Raw genomic sequence first — 17330 nt, 5'->3', positions numbered from 1 at the left:
GACGTGCCGGGTGTTTCACGTGGAACGGCCCCCGCGCCTCCGGCGGCCGCCGCGTCAACCCGCCGGATCGCCCGTGAGACCCGCCCCCTCCCGTCGCCATCGCGCACCATCCCTCCGGCACGCGATGGATCCCCCATGCTGCTCGCCATCGCCCGACGTCGCGGACCCCATCCAAGGCTTCGACGTTTCACGTGAAACACCATCGAGGAAAGGCGGAGGCGACGCCCGCGGGCCGATAGCGTCCAACCCCGCCCGGCCGGACCATCGACCCCGGGGATGTTTCACGTGGAACGGTGAGCTGACCCGCGGATCGCATCCGCCTTCTCGACAGTATCTCGCCTCCCACGCCACCGACTCGACAGTTCGGACCGCGCACACCCCGCTGGCCATCCCCCGAACGCCCAATCCTTCAGTCCGGAACCGGATCGTACCCCTTCCCGCCGAACGGCCGGCACCGACTCAGCCGCCGCAACGCCAACCATCCGCCCCGGAACGCCCCGTGCCGCTCCAACGCCTCCCGCGCGTACCGCGAACACGACGGCTCGAACCGACACACCGGCGGCATCGCCCGCGATACCGTCGCCTGGTACGCGACCACCAGCCAGATCAACGGCCTCGCCAGCCAGCGACTCATCCGCCACCTCCCGTCGGCGACCCACCCTTCCCCTCCTCCCGCACCAGCCTCCGTACCAACCGCCGCACCTCCTCGACCAACGCCTCGAACCGCGCCGCCACCGCCCCCTCCCGTGCAACCACCACGATGTCCCACCCCTCCCCGACACCCGCCCACCGCGCCGCCTCCCGCAACCGCCGCCGTACCCGGTTCCGGTCGTGCGCCTTCGCCACCAACCGCCGCCCCACCGCGAACCCCCACCGCGTCCGCGCTAACCCGCTCCGCCGCCCCCGCACAATCAGAAGGGGACCGCGCACGACGGTCCCCTTCTGATACGCAGTATCGAACTCTGGACCCCTCCGCAATCGCCGCGAGCGGTCCATCGCCAGCCCCCGTCTCACACGACGGTGAGGCGCTTCCGCCCCTTCAGCCGCCGCGCCTTCAGCACCAGCCGCCCCGCTCGCGTCGACATCCGCTTCAAGAAGCCATGCTCGCGCTTCCGGGGAATGCGATGCGGCTGATACGTCCGCTTCGTCGCCATGCGATACCTCCTCTCGAGCTGCGCCGCCCGCGCGAACCTCCAAGGTACCCGCTCGCCCCCGTTATCGTCGAATCACTCGCCCCAGGCGAGCCGATAGGCGGCGTACCCCTCCACGATCAGCCGCACGTACCGCTCCGTCTCGGTGAAGTCGATCCCCTCCACGAGCGCCGCCGCTCCCGCATCGCCCGCCGCCCAGCGCAGCGCGTTGCCCGGCCCCGCGTTGTACGCCGCAAGCGCCAGGAGCGGATCGCCGAACCGCCCCAGCTGCACCCCCAGGTAATACGCCCCGAACCTGAGCGATAGCGCCGGCCGGTACAGATCCGCTGCCGCGAAGGGCTCCACCCCCAAAGCGCGCGCAATCCCCGCCCCCGTCGAGGGAATCACCTGCGTCAACCCCAGCGCCCCGGCCGGCGAGCCCGCGAGCGGGTCCCAGCCGCTCTCCACGCGCACCAGCGCCGCCAAAAAGAGCGGATCGATGCCCGCCTCCCGGCTCGCCGCATCGACCGCCGCCGGATACCCGACCGGATACGCGACGCGCAACAGCTCCCTGGGCGCTTCCCACGGCGCCACCCCGACCGCCTCGCGCACTCCCACCGCCAGCCCGATCGCGACGTGGACGAGCCCGCACTCCCGCGCCTCTCGCGCCAACTCGAGCAGCCGCCAGACCGACGCACCGACGGCCGCCGCCCTCACCTCCCCCGCCGCCTCGGCGCCCAGCCCGGCCCGGGCGAGCGCGCAGGCCGCCGTCGGAGCCGAGCCTGGCCAGTCGCCCCCGATCCGCCCCCGCAGCCAGGCCGCGATCGCCTCCCAATCCGTCCTTCTCGCCAGCTCGCGCGGCCGGTAGCCCACATCGAGCGAGAGCACCGGTTCCCCCAACCGCGCGGCCGCCTCCAACGCGTAGAAATCGAACCGATCGAGCGCCACCGCCCGCCGGTAGGCCGCCACCGCCTCCTCCCCACGACCGACCGCTTCGAGCGCTCGCCCCCGCCAGTACTCGAGTCGCGGGCTGGCCGCCGCGCTCGCCGCCTCCCAGGCCGACAGCGCTCCTGCGATGTCGTTACCGCTATACCGTACATATCCCGCACGGAAAGCGGCCTCGGCCGAAAACTCCCCGATCGGCCCCTGTACCGCGAGCGCTAGGTAGCGCTCGGCCGCCTCCTCCGTCCGCCCGCTCGTTTCGAGCACGCGCGCCGCCCAATATCTCGCCCGGTGGACGAAGGGCGAAGTCGCGCCAGTCGCGGCCGCTGCGTCGTACCAGGCGACGGCCTCTCCATACCGCCCGAGCTCCTCCAGCGCGGCGGCGAGGTAGTACGCCCGAAAGGTGCGCTCTTCCGGGGCGAGCCCTGGCTCATCGACCGCCCCCGAAAGGATTCGCACGGCTTCGGCATCGGCCCCCCGCCGGTAAAGGATGAACCCCGCCTGTCCGGGGTCGACACCCAGCCCCGCTGCCTCCAGCTCGGCGATGGCGAGCGTCGCCTCGCGGGAGAGCGGAGCGGCCGCCATCAGCTCCCGCAGCTGCCGTTCGAAGGTCGCCAGGTCGCCCGCCTGGCGGGCCACCAGCGCCCGCTCCAATCGCGCCGGCGGCGCGCCATCGAGCGCAATCCGCGCATCGAGCCAGCGGCCGAGCGCCGCCACGTCGCCGCCATCGCGGGCGACCGTGGCGAGGCCATCCATCGCTGCCCCTCGGACCGCCACGGCCAACGAAGCGTCGCCCGCGATGCCCTCCCAAACCTCTGCGGCTTCCGCCCGGCGCCCCACGCCGGCCAAGGCACGGCCCCGCTCGTAACGTGCGTAGGCCGCTACCACGCCCGCGCCAGTCGGTGCGCCCACCTCCACCGCCGCGGCGAACTCGGCCCCATCGTTGAGCGCCCGGAGCAGCCGATAGGTGGCCCGGCTCGCCAGCTCGCCCTCGGGCGTGGCCACCCCGAGCGCACGTCGAAACGCCTCCACGGCGCCCGCGCGGTCGCCGAGCGCCTCCGCCGCCCGCCCGACGCCGAACCAGGCTTCGCCCACCACATCCGGGCCGCCCCCGGCTCGCGCTGCGGCCTCGAACCCCGCCCGCGCCTCGGCGAACCGCCCTTCGCGGAACCGCTCCTCCGCCTCCTCCAGCCCAACCGGCAGCGCGCTCGGCCCGGCATCCCGCGTCGCCGTCGGCGAAGGCAGCGCGAGCGTCGGCGTCGCCGGCGCCCCCGCCGGGGGCCTCGCCGTGGTGCCCGAGTCCGAGGCCCGTTCCACGGAGCCAGCAGCGACGACGACTGCGGTACACAGGAGGACGAACCCGCCCCAGGCCGCGCGATTGCGTCCGGCCCTCACGTCCCCGATGCTAGGCAGCGGAGAGGAGGCCGGTCAAAGCCCCCACCCCCGGGCAGGTAAACGGACCGGTAGAGGCACGTGGCCCATCCCCCCGTCACCCACAACGCCCTCAGCGACGTCACGGCTGCGCTCAACGCCTGGCTCGAAATCGACCTCGACGCGCTGGCTGCGAACACCCGCGCCCTCAAGGCGCTCCTCGGCCCCGTCGAGTTGATCGCCGTCGTCAAGGCGAACGCCTACGGTGCCGGCGCCGCCGTCGTCGCCCCTGCCCTCGAAGCGGCCGGCGTCGACCGCTTCGCGGTCGTGTGGCCACACGAGGGCTACCTCCTCCGACAGGCCGGCGTGACCCGCCCGATCCTCGTCCTGGGGCACGCCTTCCCGGCCGATGCCACCCAGGCGGTCCGCGCCCGGCTCACCCTCACCTGCCATTCGCGCGAGCTCGCCGAGGCCCTCTCCGCCGCCGCCACCGCCGCCGGCGCCAGCGTCCCGGTGCACATCAAAGTCGATACGGGCCTCCACCGTTTCGGCATCGAGCTCGACGAAGCGGTGGCCCTCGCCGAATACTGCCGAACGCTCCCCGGCCTCGAGGTCGAAGGCCTCACGACCCACATGGCGAACGCCGACGAGGCCGACGACAGCTTCAGCGACGAGCAGCATCGGCGGTTCGAATCCGCCGCCCGCGCCCTCCCCTGGATCCCCTACCGCCACACCGCGAACAGCGCCACGGCCCTTCGCCGCCCGGCCTTCCGGTATTCCGGCGTTCGCATCGGGCTCGCCCTCCACGGTGAATTGCCCGCGAACACCCCTGGGCCCGAGCTCCGCCAGGTGCTCGCCCTCCGCGCGCGGCTCGCCCGCGTCGCCCGGGTCGCCCCCGGCGAAGGAGTGAGCTATGGCCTCACCTGGCGCGCCGGCCGCCCGACCCTCGCCGGACTCGTCCCCGTGGGCTACGCCGACGGCTGGCGCCGCTCCCTCTCCAACGCCGGCGAAGTGCTCCTCCGCGGGCGCCGCTGCCCGATGATCGGCCGCGTCTGCATGGACCAGTTCCTCGCCGACGTCACCGATGCCCCCGGGGCCGCCGAGGGCGAGGTCGTCACCCTCCTCGGAGCCGACGGGCCAGAGCGGCTGACCGCCACCGAGGTCGCCCGGCTCGCCGGCACCATCGCTTGGGACCTCATCGCCGGGCTCTCCGGCCGCCTCCCGCGCATCTACCACCGCTCCGGGCAGGTCGTCACCATTACGCCGCCCGCCTGGTAAACAGCGCCCTCTCGCACGAAAGCCCCGGCCGGCCTGCCGGGGCTCCCGCGCCTGGAGAGGAAGCCATGTTCCAACCGGCAGCGCCCCCGCCCGAGAGCGCCGCCAGGACGATTCAGACGGCGACCCGCTCGCCCTTGGCGGCCACTGCCCGCCCCTTCCGGCCGAACAAGCCGAAGAAGCGCGAGCGCACATCCCGCCCGCCCGGCACCGGAGCCGGGTAGCCCGCCACCGCCGCGGCGAGCGCTTCGTAGACGCAGGCCGCCGGGGCACCGGGCCGATACCGCACCACCGGCGAGCCCGCCTGCGTCGCCCGCTGCACCGCCTGGTCGAAGGGCACTTCGAAATTCACCGGATGCCCGATGACGAACTCCACGTCAGCCTTCGACGGTCCCTGCTCTCCGTGCCCGTGGACCAGCGTCACCAGCAGCCGGTCCTCGGCGCGCCCCCGAGCCCGGAAGTGTTCCACCAGCAAGGCCGCGTTCTTGAGGCTCGTCGCATCGGTGCTCGTGATCGCCACCGCCAGGTCGCTCACCTCCAACGCCGCCCCCACCACATCGTTGTAGGTCCCCGGGGTGTCGCAGATCACGACGTCGAACATCGTCGCCGCGAAGCGGATGAGCCGCTGGATCTCCGCGGGGCCGCAGTTCAGCCAGCTCCGGTAATCGCGCGCAGCCGGCAGCACGTACGCGCCCGATTCGTGCTGCAGGAGCACCCGGTGGAACACCTCGCGGTCGAGGTACGACGGCTCCAGCGCCACCTCCGAGACGGTGTACGTCGGGGTCACGTCGAGCATGATCGCCACGTCGCCGAACCGCGTATCGAGATCGATCAGGAGCACCGAACGTTGGCCGCTCCCGGCGATGGCCGCAGCCAAATTCGTGCTCGTCGTCGTCTTGCCGATGCCTCCCTTCTGCCCGACCACCGTGACGATGCGGCCGGCCTGCTCGAGCTCGCCGGTCGCGAGCCGCGTCCGCCGGATCGCCATCGCGCGAACCCGAGCTGCCACCTCCACGAGCCGCTCGCTCCTCACCTGGCCGTGGAGAAAATCGTTGGCGCCGGCCTGCATCAAGCGGCGCTCCAGGTGCGGCGACCAGTCACTGCTGTAGGCGACGATCGAGGTGCCGGGCAGCAACTCCCGGGTGAACGTGATCACCTGCAGCGCCCGCTGGATCGGCGGCTCCACCGCCACGATCACCACGTCCGGATGGAACTGGGCGATCGTCTCCTGTGCGGCGAGCCCGCCGGGCCGTTCGAGCGTCACCTCCAGCCCCGCGGCTTCCAGCCGCTGGCGCATCGTCTCGCGGGCGAACTCGTCGCTATCGACGAGGAGGGTAGTCAGGTTGGGGGTCATGGCTGTCGGTACCGTCCTTTGCACCGGGCTGTCGCCGGCTGGTCATCGCATCGTCACTCCCTCGCCACCCCGTTGGAAGATGGTGCACCCCTCCGCAACCACTTTCCTACGAAGTTCTGCCGATCCGTCCACCCCGCCTTCACCCGATGGCCACTGCCGGCCAGTCCCGTTCACCCGGGGGGCCGCCCCTGGGGCGGACCCCAGCGGGCCCCCGCGGCGGGGGCAGGCCCTCCGGCTGCGACGGGAGGTGGCCTCAGCCCGAGCGCTCCTCCCGCACCCGGGCGGCCTCGGCCTCCGGGTCCTCCACGCCGAGCGCGGCAGCGGCAGTCCGGCGCGAAACGATCCCCCCGTCCACGAGCAGCCGCGCGTCCTGTACCTGGCGCGAGCGGTCGGCCGGGAGCACCGGTCCCCACTGCATCACCGGGCGCAGCCCCTCCACCTCCAACCCCTCGAAGCGCGCCAGCAGTTGAAGCACCATCCACGCCCGCCGCTCGTAGGCCGCCGTGCGAATGCGCCGTTTCCGCTCCACCTTTCGCGCGATCGGGTCGAGCTCCGTGTTCAGCGCCACCCCGCTCAGCCCCTGCGGATTGTGTCCGAACGCCGTCCGCGGCGATTCGCCCAAATCGTGCAGCACGCGGTAGAGCAGCTCGATATAGGTCGCGTGGAGCGCGACGCCACCGCCCTGGAGGAGGTCGAGCAAGTACGCCCGCGCCTCTTCCGGGAGTTCCCAGACAGCGCCCGGCTCCACGGCGATGCCCTCCGAGGCCGTCACCCCTTCGAGCACGGCGATCGGGTTCCCCGAGAGCTCCAGGACTTGGCTCAGCTGGCTGAACGCCCGGTTCAGCTCGCGGTTCACCTCCACCAACGGCGGAATGTCGCTCGCTCCCCACGGCTGCTTCGGCTCGCGCAGGTTCGGAAAGACCACGTAGGGAATGAAGCCGTACGGGTTCGGAAGCCGCTCCGTCAGCTCGGAACCATGCCAGAGCTCGAACCGCTCGGCCGTCCAGTACTCGATGAATTCATCCTCGCCGACCCGATAGCGATGCGCGATGGCATCGAGGCGGCCCGGCTGGGCGGCATCGCGCCAGGCGAACAGCCCCTGCACGTCCGGAGCCGACACCCTCACCTCCTGCGCCCGCGCATCCCAGGCCACGCGGTAGGCACCATCGCCCAGGACCGCGCAATCCAGCTCCGTCTCGTAGTCGAGCTGGCCGAGGGCGTTCGCCGCCTCGACTGCGCGGAGGGCCCGCTCCGCCGCTCGCGCCCGTGCGAGCCCGGCGGGTGTCTCGTCGCCCACCACCTGGATGTTCGCCCCCGCCAGGAGGTAGCCCGTCACCTTGTCCACCACGGCCCGGGCATAGTTGAACGTCAGGCGGCGCTCGCCGCGGCGCGGCCGGCCGCTCCAATGCTGGCCGAGATAAAAGGCGAGGTGCTCGCGGTAGCGGGCCAAGCGGTCGAAATCGAGCTGGCGAAGCAGCTGCGGGAGGGGCAAGTCGGGCAGGGGGAGTTGCTGGGCGGGCACGGATTCGCGAACCTCCATCGTTCGTGCCGGCGAGCGTGGCAAGGCCCCGCGCACAGCTCCAAGCACCAGCTGACGCCGGCGCCAGCCACCTCCCGGCGAGAGGCATGCTGCCCGCATTGCAAGGGGCCAGCGCAGGGAAACGGAAGCCGCGCCCGCACCCGGCTCGCTTCCCCAAATCTTTCGTCTTTCCTTCCGCTAACCGGGGCCCCAACGTACACTCACCGGCAGACGCCCCCGGGAAGGTTCGGTATGCCCCGCGCTTTAGCGTTGGCCACCTGCGCCCTCGCGACCTTGCTCCCCTTTGCCATCGCTTGTGGCGACGGCACCGCCGATGCCCCTCCCGCCCAGGGCGGCAGCACCGCGACCCCCGAAGTCACCAACCCCAGCGTCAGCCCCCGCCTCGATCCACCAGCGAGCAAATACGTCGTCCGCGTCGAAGAACTGGGCACCAACTGGATTACCGATATCCCGAGCACCCTCGTCGTCGATGGCGACGCCTACGCCAAGACCTCCGTCTTCTCCTCCGAGGCCGAGGGCAAGAAGCTGCTCCAGAGCTGGGGGTACGAGGGCGGCTATCAGACCGGCTACACCCCCGAGGGGCGCGAAACCGCCGTCCTCAACGGTGCCTACTGGATTCGCACCGAATGCCACCTCTTCGCCCAGGAGAGCGGCGCGAAACAGGCCTACGACTACTTCAACAAGTTCGCCGCCGCCCAACCCGGCATGGCCCCCGTCTCCATGGCCCAGGTCGGCAACCAGAGCGCCGCCTACGTGATGACGCTCGGCACGATCGGCAAGTCGAGCGTCAATGCCGTCTACCACCAAGTGCTGTTCCGGCGCGGGAATCTCGTCTGCGTCGTCCTCACCAAGGGCGCCGAGCCGTTCATGAAGGTCGACCCGGCGCGGAACCTCGCGCTCATCAGCGACAAGAAAGCGCTCGGCCAGCTCGACACGCCAGAGCCCACCCCCACGAGCAACTACACCCCCGCGGCAGGCAACTGATGGCGCGCCGCCGCCGGCTCTCGCTCCCCGTCATCGTCCTCATCGGCGGCCTCGTCGTCATCGCCGCGGCGGCGGTCGGCACGCTCCTCCTCACGAGCGGCAACGGCGGGAACCAAAGCGGCGGTTCCAACGTCGATAGGCCCGTGAAAGAGCCCACCCCCCGCAGCTCGGGCGGCCTTGCGGGTGGCCCCGAACCGAGCGTCGCGCGGCCCGCGAGCAAGTACGCCCCGCTCCTCGAGGAGATGCCGCCCGAAATGCGGGTGAACGTCTCCGAAACGTTCACGATGAACATCACCACGTTCACCGCCTCGTACTGGTTCGACACGAACGCGCAGGGCGAAGGGCTCGCCCAACAGTGGCGGATCATCGACGGCTACCAGGTGCAGTACGACCCCGTCGGGCTGGCAGCCCAGGTCGTCCAGGGCGGCTACTCCGCCTGGATCGAGGTGTACCTCTTCGAAACGCCAGCAGGAGCGCGGACCGCCTACGAGTACTACACCAACCGGCTCGCCGCCCGGTCCGGGAGCGAGCGGGCCGAAGCTCGGCCGCTCGCCAATCAGTCCGCCGCGTTCCGGTTCGCCGGGCCCACCATCGGGACGAGCGACGTCCCCTCCGTCTATCATCGCTTCGTCTTCCGGCGGGGCAACGCCGTCGTTTCCATCCAGACGTACGGCGCCGTCCCCTACATGTCGACCGACCAGGCACGGGAGCTCGCCGTCCTGGTCGATGCCAAGCTCCTCGGCGAGGCACCGGCCGTGGAGCCCACGCCGATCCCCACTCCCGCCATCGGGGTGATCGGCGGCTGAAGCCCGAGGGCGGAGGGAGGGCAGCTCGTGCCGCGTCGCTGGTTCGCCATCGTTCTCGCCGTGGCGGCACTTGGCGGCGCCGCCGGGGCCACCCCGGCAACCGCGGATACGCCGCCGCCCGCCCCGGTCGCCTACGTTTCCGTTCAGTTCGATACCGCCCTCCGCGCCCAGACATTGCGCCCCTGGCAGCCGCCGCCAACCCTCGCCGAGCAAGGCTACTTCTCCCTGCCCGTGCCCGCCGGGCGCGACCCCGCCGACTACGCCGCCGAAATCGCCCGCGCCCCGAACGTGGTGAGCGCCGTGCCCGATGCCCCCGTCCGTGCCGCCGCCATCCCCAACGACCCGTACTATCTCGGCAGCGGCAACGGCCCCAACCAGGCGCAGTACCTCGCCGCCATCGGCGCCCCCGCCGCCTGGGACCTCCACACCGGCTCGCGCGACGTGATCGTCGCCGTCATCGATTCGGGGCTCGACGTGCGCCACCCGGAGTTCGCCGGACGGCTCTGGGAAAACCCCATCGACAACCAGAGCGACGGCATCGACCGCGATGGCAACGGCTGTCTCAACGACCGCTACGGGTGCCGGTTCGTCAATCTCACCCAGGTCAACGCCGCCATGTGCGGGTACACCACCTCGCAGCCCACCGGCGCCATCCTCGACGACATGCCCAGCAGCCACGGGACGCTCGTCGCCGGGATCATCGGCGCCGCCGGGGACAACGCCATGGGCGTCACGGGGGTCGCGTGGAACGTCCGCCTGCTCGCCATCAAGGCGCTCGATTGCCGCGGCGAAGGCTTCATGACCCGCATCGCCGATGCGATCGTCTACGCCGTCCGGCAAGGCGCCCGGGTGATCAACATCAGCATCGCCTCCGACCCGCCGCACACCCAGGCCGATATCCCGGCCCTGCGGGCGGCGCTCCAGCTGGCGCAGGATTCCGGCGTGATCGTCGTGGCGGCAGCGGGCAACCACACCGCCGGCCAGCCCGCCGGCGTCGCCTACCCGGCCGCCTACACCCAGTACGAAAACGTCATCGCCGTCGGCGCCGCCGACAACCTGAACGGCATGAGCTGGGCAAGCTACAGCAACTACGGCCCGGCCATCGATCTCGCTGCCCCGGGCAATCGGCTCCTCTCCACCACCCGGACGGACATCGGCCTGCAAAACCCCTACGCCGAGATCGGCGAGCCGATCGGCGGCTTCCAGGGCGGCACCAGCTTCGCCACCCCGCTCGTCAGCGGCATGTTCGCGCTCCTCATCTCGCGCAACAGCCGGCTCAGCGCCGACGACTACATCGCCGCTGCCCGCGCGGCCGCCACGCCCGCCCCACCCGCACCCCACGGCCAGAATTGGGCCGGGAGCGGCATCGTCGACATCGGCGGGGCCATGGCCCGCATCCCGATGTCCATCAGCGGCGTCCCCCAGCACGACTGGCGCGATGTCCCTGGGGGCACGTCGATCCAAGCGCGCGTCGGCACGACGGTCTGCGGCACCACCTCCGCCGTCTCCGCCGGCCCGGTCTCCACCTTCACGCTGAAGGTGCGGTCGGCCGCCGAAACGCCCGGCTGCGGGGCACCCGGCGCCCAGGTCGAACTCGTCATCGGTGGCCTCGCTGCCAAGCCGACCGTCGCCTGGGGTGGCCGCAACGCCGACCTCGGACTCGCCGGGCTGTTCTTCAGCAGCGTCACGCCGCCCCCTGGGGCCGTCGTCGTGCAGACCCTCGGCAGCGGCTGGTCGAACGTCGCCCACCTCGAGCCGAGCGGGCCCCTGCCCGGCGCCGCCTCCACCCTCCCCCTCCCCTGGAGCGCCATCTACCGGTGGGACCCGCTCAAGTGGGCCTTCAGCGAGGCGGAGGGCCTCCTCGGCGCCTACCGCCGCTACCTCCGCGGCGCCCCCGCCGCCGTCAGCGATTACCCGGTGATCCAGCAGTACGACGCCTACTGGGTCGATGCACCGGCGGCGAACGTCGCCTCGCTCAACCCCAACCCGCCCCCCGGTCGCACCATCGAGCTGGCCGCCGGCTGGAACAACATCACCTACACCGGCCAATCGCGCGCCGTCGCCGATGCCCTCGCGAGTATCGCCGGCAAGTACACCCAAGTGCTCCAGTACGACAACGCCAGCGGCCGCTGGTTGAGCTACCTGCCGGGCCAGCCGCGCTACCTCAACGACTTCGGCGGCCTCTTCACCCTCCGCGTCTACTGGGTCTACCTCGAGGAACCGGCCACCCTGGTCATGCCGTGAGTTCGGCGGGGCGCTCGCACCGGTCGGCACCCCACCTCTCCGCGAGCTTATCGAGTTTTTTCTTCTCTTGCTTTTTCGATTAGGTTCGCCTAATATCCAGCGTGTGGTGCGACTCAGGGTTCCAGGGCCCCTGGGTCGCCCGCAGGCACCAGGTCGACGCCCTCCTCATGCTGCGTTCCCCTCAGGCGGACACCTGGACTCCCAAGGGCGGCCCCCGCTTCCTTCTCCGGCGGGGGCCGCCCGCGTTCAGGGGGCCAATCCCTCTAGCCTCGTGCTCCCGTACCATGGAGCCGAACGCCAGCCCTGGGGTCGCCCGCCATGCAGCTCTTCCTCGATACCGCCTCGATCGACGAGGTTCGCGCCGCCGCCCGCTACGGCGTCATCAGCGGCGTGACCACCAATCCGAGCCTGCTCGCCAAGGAAGGCGGCGTCAGCTACCGCCAGCGCATCCAAGAGATCGCCAGCGTCATCGATGGGCCGATCTCGGCCGAATGCATCTCCCGCACCGCCGACGAACTCGTCGAGGAAGCGCGTGAACTGGCCAGCTGGCACCCCAACGTCGTCGTCAAAATCCCGATCGACGCCGAGGGGCTCGAGGCGATCCGCCGCTGCAGCCGTGAGGGCATCCGCGTCAACGTCACCCTCATCTTCTCGGCCAACCAGGCCCTGCTCGCCGCCCTCGCTGGCGCTTCCTTCCTCAGCCCCTTCGTCGGCCGGCTCGACGATATCGGCCACGACGGCATGGAGCTCGTGCGTCAGTGCGTCGAGATCGTCGAGAAGCACGGGCTGGCAGCGCGCGTGCTCGCCGCCAGCCTCCGACACCCACTCCACGTCACGCAGGCCGCCCTCGCCGGCGCCCACATCGCCACCATCCCGCCCTCGCTCCTCCCCCAAATGCTGAAGCACCCGCTCACCGACCTCGGTATCGAGCGCTTCCTCGACGACGCGCGCAAGGCCGGGCTCCTCCCGAGCTAAGGCACGCCGACAGCGGCCCCGCGCCTACGCCGCCCCGGCCACCTTCGCGCCCCCCATCAGGCGGACGGAGCCGCGGTTGCCGATCAGGTTGCGCAGGCTTCGCGCCAGCTCCTCCGTCGCCGCCGCACGTGGGAAATCGAACTCCATCTCCTCCCCCGCCGTATCCCGAACGACGACCCGCACCTCGTCGTTCCCCGGGTGCTTCTGCAGGAGGTCGACCACGGCCTTGAGCAGCGCCTCGTCGGCGAGGACATCCTCGGTTTCGATGAGCGTAATGGAGAGGCGAACGGCCTCGGGCGCGATAGGCGGGGTGACCCCGGGGCGGCTCGCTTCCGCCGTCGGGCCGGCGTTACGCAGGCCGCCGTTCGCCGGCGCCGCCAGCCCGCCGTGCTGCCGCCCGTTCGTCGGGGGCACAGCTCCCTGGGCCGGCACCCGCTGGGCGGGCTCCTCGCCCGGCCTGGCCATGCCGGGCCGCTTCTTCGGCGCCTCCACCTGCCACTGGGCCGCGGCGAAGCCCGCTGCCGTCCCCGAGGCCGCATCGTAGGGCGCCGCCTTGCGCACCGCGTAGGTCAGGCCCCGGTCGCCCCGGTCGCGCACCTCCACCGAGCAGACGAGCACCCGCCCCTCGGCCCATGCCTCCTCCCCCGTCAGCTCGATCGCATCGCTCCAGACCATCAGCTCGGCCGACCCCGAAAGGTCCTCGACCTCCGCAAGGTAGAACTTCCGCCCGTCGCGCGTTGCCCGCGCCTGCACGCGCGACAACATCCCCGCGATGGTGACCGTCTGACCCGCGAGCTCCGGGCCGAGGTCAGCGATGCTATGCGTCGCGTAGCGCGCCACCTCCTGCGCGATCGACTTGAACGGGTGGTCGGACACGTAGACGCCGAGGAGCTCCTTCTCCCAAGCGAGCAAGTCCTCCCGCTTCTGGGGAAGCGTATCGAGGTCGAGCGCTGGCAGCGGCGTCTCTACCTCGCCCCCGAAGAGGTCGAACATCGTCGCCTGCCCCGATTCGCGGAGCTCCCGCTCCCGCCTGGCGAGCGCCATCAGCCGTTCGGCGTTGGCGGCCAGCGTGGCGCGGTTGTAGGGGCCGGGCGGCCCGCCGAGGAGGTCGAAGGCCCCCGCCTTCGCCAAGTGTTCGAGCGCGCGCGAGTTCGCCGCCGAGAGCTCGGCCCGTCGGCAGAAATCTTCGATGGTGCGATAGGGGCCGCCCGCTTCGCGCGCCGCGATGATCCCCTCCACCGCCGCCGAGCCGACGTTCTTGATGACGCCGAGTCCGAATCGAATCGCCAGCGACCCGTCCGGCCGCCGCTCGACGGCGAAGTTCTCCTGGCTCGCGTTCACATCCGGCGGGAGCACCTCGATGCCCAGCTTCGAGCACTCCGCCACCGCCGCCGCGATGCGTGCGTGCGTATCGGGCGCGTTCTTGGCCAGCTGCAGCAGCGCCGTCATGTACTGCACCGGGTAATTCGCCTTCAGGTAGGCCGTTTGGTAGGCGATGTGGCCGTAGCACCAGCTGTGGGCCTTGTTGAACGCGTACCCCGCGAACGGCTCGATCAGGTCGAACACCGCCCGCGCGTCCTCCTCGCGGTACCCCTTGGCCACCGCACCGGCGATGAATCGGCCCCGCTCCTCGGCCATGATCTCCGCCTTCTTCTTCCCCATCGCCTTGCGCATGATGTCCGCCTGGCCGAGCGTGTAGCCCGCGAACTTCCGCGCGATGAGGAGCACCTGATCCTGGTAGACGATGACGCCGTACGTCTCGTCGAGAATGTCCGCCAGGTCGGGATGCGGGTACGTGATCGGCACCCGGCCGTGCTTTCCATCGATGTACCGCGGGATGTGTTGCATCGGCCCCGGCCGATAGAGCGCCACCATCGCGCAGAGGTCGGCGATCGTCGTCGGCTGGAGCTCCTGGATGTACCGTCGCATCCCCGCCGATTCCAGTTGGAAGACGCCGAACGTCTCGCCCTTGCCCAGCATCTCCATCGTCTTCGGGTCGCCATCGGGCAGGTGGACGAGGTCGACCTCCTCGCCCGTCGTCTCGCGGATGAGGTCGGTCGCGCGTTGGAGGATGGTCAGGTTCGAAAGTCCGAGGAAGTCCATCTTCAGCAGCCCGATCTTTGCCACCTGATCCATAGCGAATTGCGTCATCGGGATGCTGTCTTCGTCGCCGCGGGTGGGCCGCTGGAGGGGAACGTGTTCGATGAGCGGATCGCGCGAGATGACCACGCCGGCGGCATGCGTGCTCGCGTGACGGGCGACACCCTCCAGCCGGCGGGCCGTATCCACGAGCCGGCGCACCTTCGGATCGCCCTCGTAGGCCTCGCGCAGCTCCATCGATTGTTCGAGCGCCTCGGGCAGCGTGATGTGGAGCACCTCCGGCACCAGCCGGGCGACGCGGTCCGTCTCGGCGTAGGAGAGCCCGAGCGCCCGGCCCACGTCGCGGATGGCCGCCTTCGCACCGAGCGTTCCGAAGGTGATGATTTGGGCTACCCGGTCGCGCCCGTACCGCTCGTAGGCAAACCGAATCATCTCGTCGCGCCGGTCGTCGGCGAAATCGAAGTCCACGTCGGGCATCTCGCGCCGCTCGATATTGAGGAACCGCTCGAAGACGAGCCGATTCGCGACCGGATCGATATCCGTCACCTTCAGCACGTAGAGCACGAGCGAGGCCGCGGCCGAGCCGCGCACGCCCATCCGGATCCCCGCCCGCCGCGCGAAATCGGCGATCTCCTTCACCACGAACATGTAGTCCGTGAAGCCCGTTTGGCGGAGCACATCCAGCTCGTAGCGGAGCCGCTCCTCCAAATCGGGGGTGACCGTCGCGAACCGCTCGCGGAGGCCCCGAAAGCACAGCTCCGCCAGATAATCGTCGCTCGAGCGGCCCGGCGGCACCGGCGGCTCGGGCAAGAGCTGTCGGTCGAACTTCAGCTCCAGGTCGCACTCGTCGGCGACGAGCATCGTGTTCGTAATGAACTCCGGGTTCTCGGGGAAGAGGCGGAGCATCTCCGCTTCGCTCTTCACGTAGTACCCGTGGCCATCGAACCGGTACCGGTCGCGCTGGTCCACCGTCGCGTTCGTGCCGATGCAGAGGAGCACATCGTGCGCCTCCGCATCCTCCGGCAGGGTGTAATGGCTATCGTTCGTGGCCACCACGGGGATGCCGAGCTCGCGGCCGATATCCGCGATGACCGGGTTCAGCCGCGTGAACTTCTCGTCGCCGTGGTCCTGCACCTCGAGGTAGTAATGGCCATCGAAAACCTCGCGGTAGTAGCGCGCGACCGCGATCGCCCCCTCGCGGTCCCCCTCCTGAACCCGTCGGTGGAATTCCGAAGAGGGGCAACCCGAGAGCACCGTGAGCCCCTCGCTGTACTTTTCGATGAGCTCGCGATCGATGCGGGGTTTGTAGTAGTAGCCCTCCAGATTCGCCCGGGTGACGAGCGCGATGAGGTTCTTGTAACCCGTCAGATTGCGCGCCAACAAGACCAGGTGGTACGGCGAACCCTCGCTCTTTTCGCGGCTGAAGCGGCTGCCCGGCGCGACATAAGCCTCGACACCGATGATCGGCTTGATCCCCCGCGCCACGGCCTCCCGGTAGAAATCGATCGCGCCGTAGAGCGCGCCGTGGTCGGTCATCGCGATCGCTTCCTGGCCGAGCTCCTTGACCCGGTCCATCAGCGGGCCGATCTTGCTCATGCCATCGAGCAGCGAATATTCGGTGTGGGTGTGCAGGTGGGTAAACATTTCCCGGGTGCCCCAGTCTACACCCGCGGGCGGCTTCGCAGGACGACGAGCCGCGAAGCCCGATCGCGCGCCCCGCAATATCCCGCAGACCCCGCGCCCCTCCTTCCGTATACTGCGCCCGTATGGCCAGCGAAGCACTCCGCCGCAAAGCCCAGGCCGATGCCATCCTCGAGCGGGCAGCCCTCCAGCTCGCCGACCTCCTCCGCGAGGCGAGCGAGCAACTCCGCCCCTTTCCTCCGTTTCCCAACGCCCTCTTCACCAACGCCATCGAAGTCGACCCCGGCATCCCGCCCGCCGATCCCGACATCGGCTGCATCGTCGTGGCCGAAGATGGCGAGCTCTACGAACTGCAGATGGGCATCGACCACGAAGCCATCGAACTGACCGGCTCATGGGACCCGGTCACCGCCCGCAAAGAGACGCTCAAGCGCATCGACCTCCACCCGCGCGACCAGATCGTCTACCTCTACGAAGCGCTCCGCCTCGTGACCGAAGCGCTGCTGGAGCGCGAAGCCGCGCGCGGAGGCACCTGATGCGCCGCCTTGTCCGCGTGCTCGTCATCGCGACCGTCGCCGGGGTGGCGGTCACCATCGCCCTCCTCGTCCTCCGACGGCGCCGTGGCGATTGGCCCGCGCCCGAACCCGGCTGGTCGCCGCCCGCCGTCGAACCCGTCCTCGTCGTCGAAGAGGACGAGGCGCTCGAGCAGGAGATCGCCGACGCCGAGGCCGAGGGGATGCGCGCTCCCGATTGGGAGCCCCCGGTCGATGTCGCCATCGACGAGACGGGCCACCTCGTCGAGCCCGAGCCCCCCGCCGTCGAAGCGGATGTCGAATCGCCCCCGGCCGCCGCACCAGCCGCCGAGCCACCCACCGGCACCCGCGACGAAGCCGAGGAGCTCGCCGACGAGGCCGTGCGCCAGCTCTTCGCCGAGGCAGAGGAGCTCGAGCGCGCCGTGGCCGAATTCG

13 protein-coding genes and 1 pseudogene are annotated in these 17330 nt (G+C 70.7%); 7 read left to right on the top strand and 7 right to left on the bottom strand.

Features of this window, described 5'->3' with window-relative positions:
- Nucleotides 1–409 precede the first annotated feature (409 nt).
- The 4 genes from yidD to VAE53_RS08465 form a co-directional block, all read right to left on the bottom strand.
- On the bottom strand, nt 410–634 hold the full coding sequence (yidD, locus tag VAE53_RS08480; RefSeq protein ID WP_322818941.1) for a membrane protein insertion efficiency factor YidD: 225 nt from the start codon (nt 632–634) through the stop codon (nt 410–412).
- A complete protein-coding gene (rnpA, locus tag VAE53_RS08475) occupies nt 631–996 on the bottom strand; it encodes a ribonuclease P protein component (protein ID WP_322818940.1) in 366 nt (121 codons plus the stop codon). Before rnpA ends, yidD begins: the two co-directional genes overlap by 4 nt.
- Nucleotides 997–1010: 14 nt before the next feature.
- Entirely contained in the window at nt 1011–1154 is a 144-nt protein-coding gene (rpmH, locus tag VAE53_RS08470; RefSeq protein WP_158066874.1) for a 50S ribosomal protein L34, read from the bottom strand.
- Between the two features lie 72 nt (nt 1155–1226).
- Entirely contained in the window at nt 1227–3467 is a 2241-nt protein-coding gene (locus VAE53_RS08465; RefSeq protein ID WP_322818939.1) for a transglycosylase SLT domain-containing protein, read from the bottom strand.
- A gap of 78 nt (nt 3468–3545) precedes the next feature.
- On the opposite strand from VAE53_RS08465, the gene alr reads away from it, so the two are divergent.
- Nucleotides 3546–4721 carry an alanine racemase gene (alr, locus tag VAE53_RS08460; protein ID WP_322818938.1) on the top strand — a complete coding sequence of 392 codons (1176 nt, stop codon included), beginning with the start codon at nt 3546–3548 and terminating at the stop codon, nt 4719–4721.
- 112 nt (nt 4722–4833) lie between these two features.
- Here the strand turns inward: alr and VAE53_RS08455 are convergent, their stop codons facing one another.
- Both VAE53_RS08455 and VAE53_RS08450 read right to left on the bottom strand, forming a co-directional pair.
- On the bottom strand, nt 4834–6072 hold the full coding sequence (locus tag VAE53_RS08455; protein ID WP_322818937.1) for an AAA family ATPase: 1239 nt from the start codon (nt 6070–6072) through the stop codon (nt 4834–4836).
- 253 nt (nt 6073–6325) lie between these two features.
- Nucleotides 6326–7594, bottom strand: a complete 1269-nt coding sequence (locus VAE53_RS08450) for a phage portal protein (protein ID WP_322818936.1) — start codon at nt 7592–7594, stop codon at nt 6326–6328.
- A 249-nt stretch (nt 7595–7843) separates the two neighbouring features.
- Here VAE53_RS08450 and VAE53_RS08445 point away from each other — a divergent pair, with 249 nt between their 5' ends.
- From VAE53_RS08445 to fsa, 4 genes are all read left to right on the top strand, one after another.
- Nucleotides 7844–8596, top strand: coding sequence for a hypothetical protein (locus VAE53_RS08445; RefSeq protein ID WP_322818935.1), 753 nt, complete (start codon nt 7844–7846; stop codon nt 8594–8596).
- Nucleotides 8596–9402, top strand: a complete 807-nt coding sequence (locus VAE53_RS08440) for a hypothetical protein (RefSeq protein ID WP_322818934.1) — start codon at nt 8596–8598, stop codon at nt 9400–9402. Before VAE53_RS08445 ends, VAE53_RS08440 begins: the two co-directional genes overlap by 1 nt.
- Nucleotides 9403–9429: 27 nt before the next feature.
- Complete coding sequence (locus tag VAE53_RS08435; protein ID WP_322818933.1) at nt 9430–11646, top strand: S8 family serine peptidase; 2217 nt, start codon at nt 9430–9432, stop codon at nt 11644–11646.
- Between the two features lie 318 nt (nt 11647–11964).
- Nucleotides 11965–12621, top strand: coding sequence for a fructose-6-phosphate aldolase (gene fsa / locus VAE53_RS08430; RefSeq protein WP_322818932.1), 657 nt, complete (start codon nt 11965–11967; stop codon nt 12619–12621).
- A gap of 24 nt (nt 12622–12645) precedes the next feature.
- Here fsa and dnaE read toward each other — a convergent pair whose 3' ends face one another.
- Nucleotides 12646–16365, bottom strand: a complete 3720-nt coding sequence (gene dnaE, locus VAE53_RS08425; RefSeq protein ID WP_322818931.1) for a DNA polymerase III subunit alpha — start codon at nt 16363–16365, stop codon at nt 12646–12648.
- A gap of 122 nt (nt 16366–16487) precedes the next feature.
- Between dnaE and VAE53_RS08420 the strand changes: the two genes are divergently transcribed.
- Nucleotides 16488–16898, top strand: a complete 411-nt coding sequence (locus VAE53_RS08420) for a hypothetical protein (protein WP_322818930.1) — start codon at nt 16488–16490, stop codon at nt 16896–16898.
- Nucleotides 16898–17330, top strand: a pseudogene (locus tag VAE53_RS08415) (hypothetical protein); the annotation flags it as partial. The gene VAE53_RS08420 and the pseudogene VAE53_RS08415, both read left to right, overlap by 1 nt.

The sequence above is a fragment of the Tepidiforma sp. genome, from assembly GCF_034432735.1.
GTDB lineage: Bacteria > Chloroflexota > Dehalococcoidia > Tepidiformales > Tepidiformaceae > Tepidiforma.
This window is presented reverse-complemented; position numbering and strand designations above follow the sequence as displayed.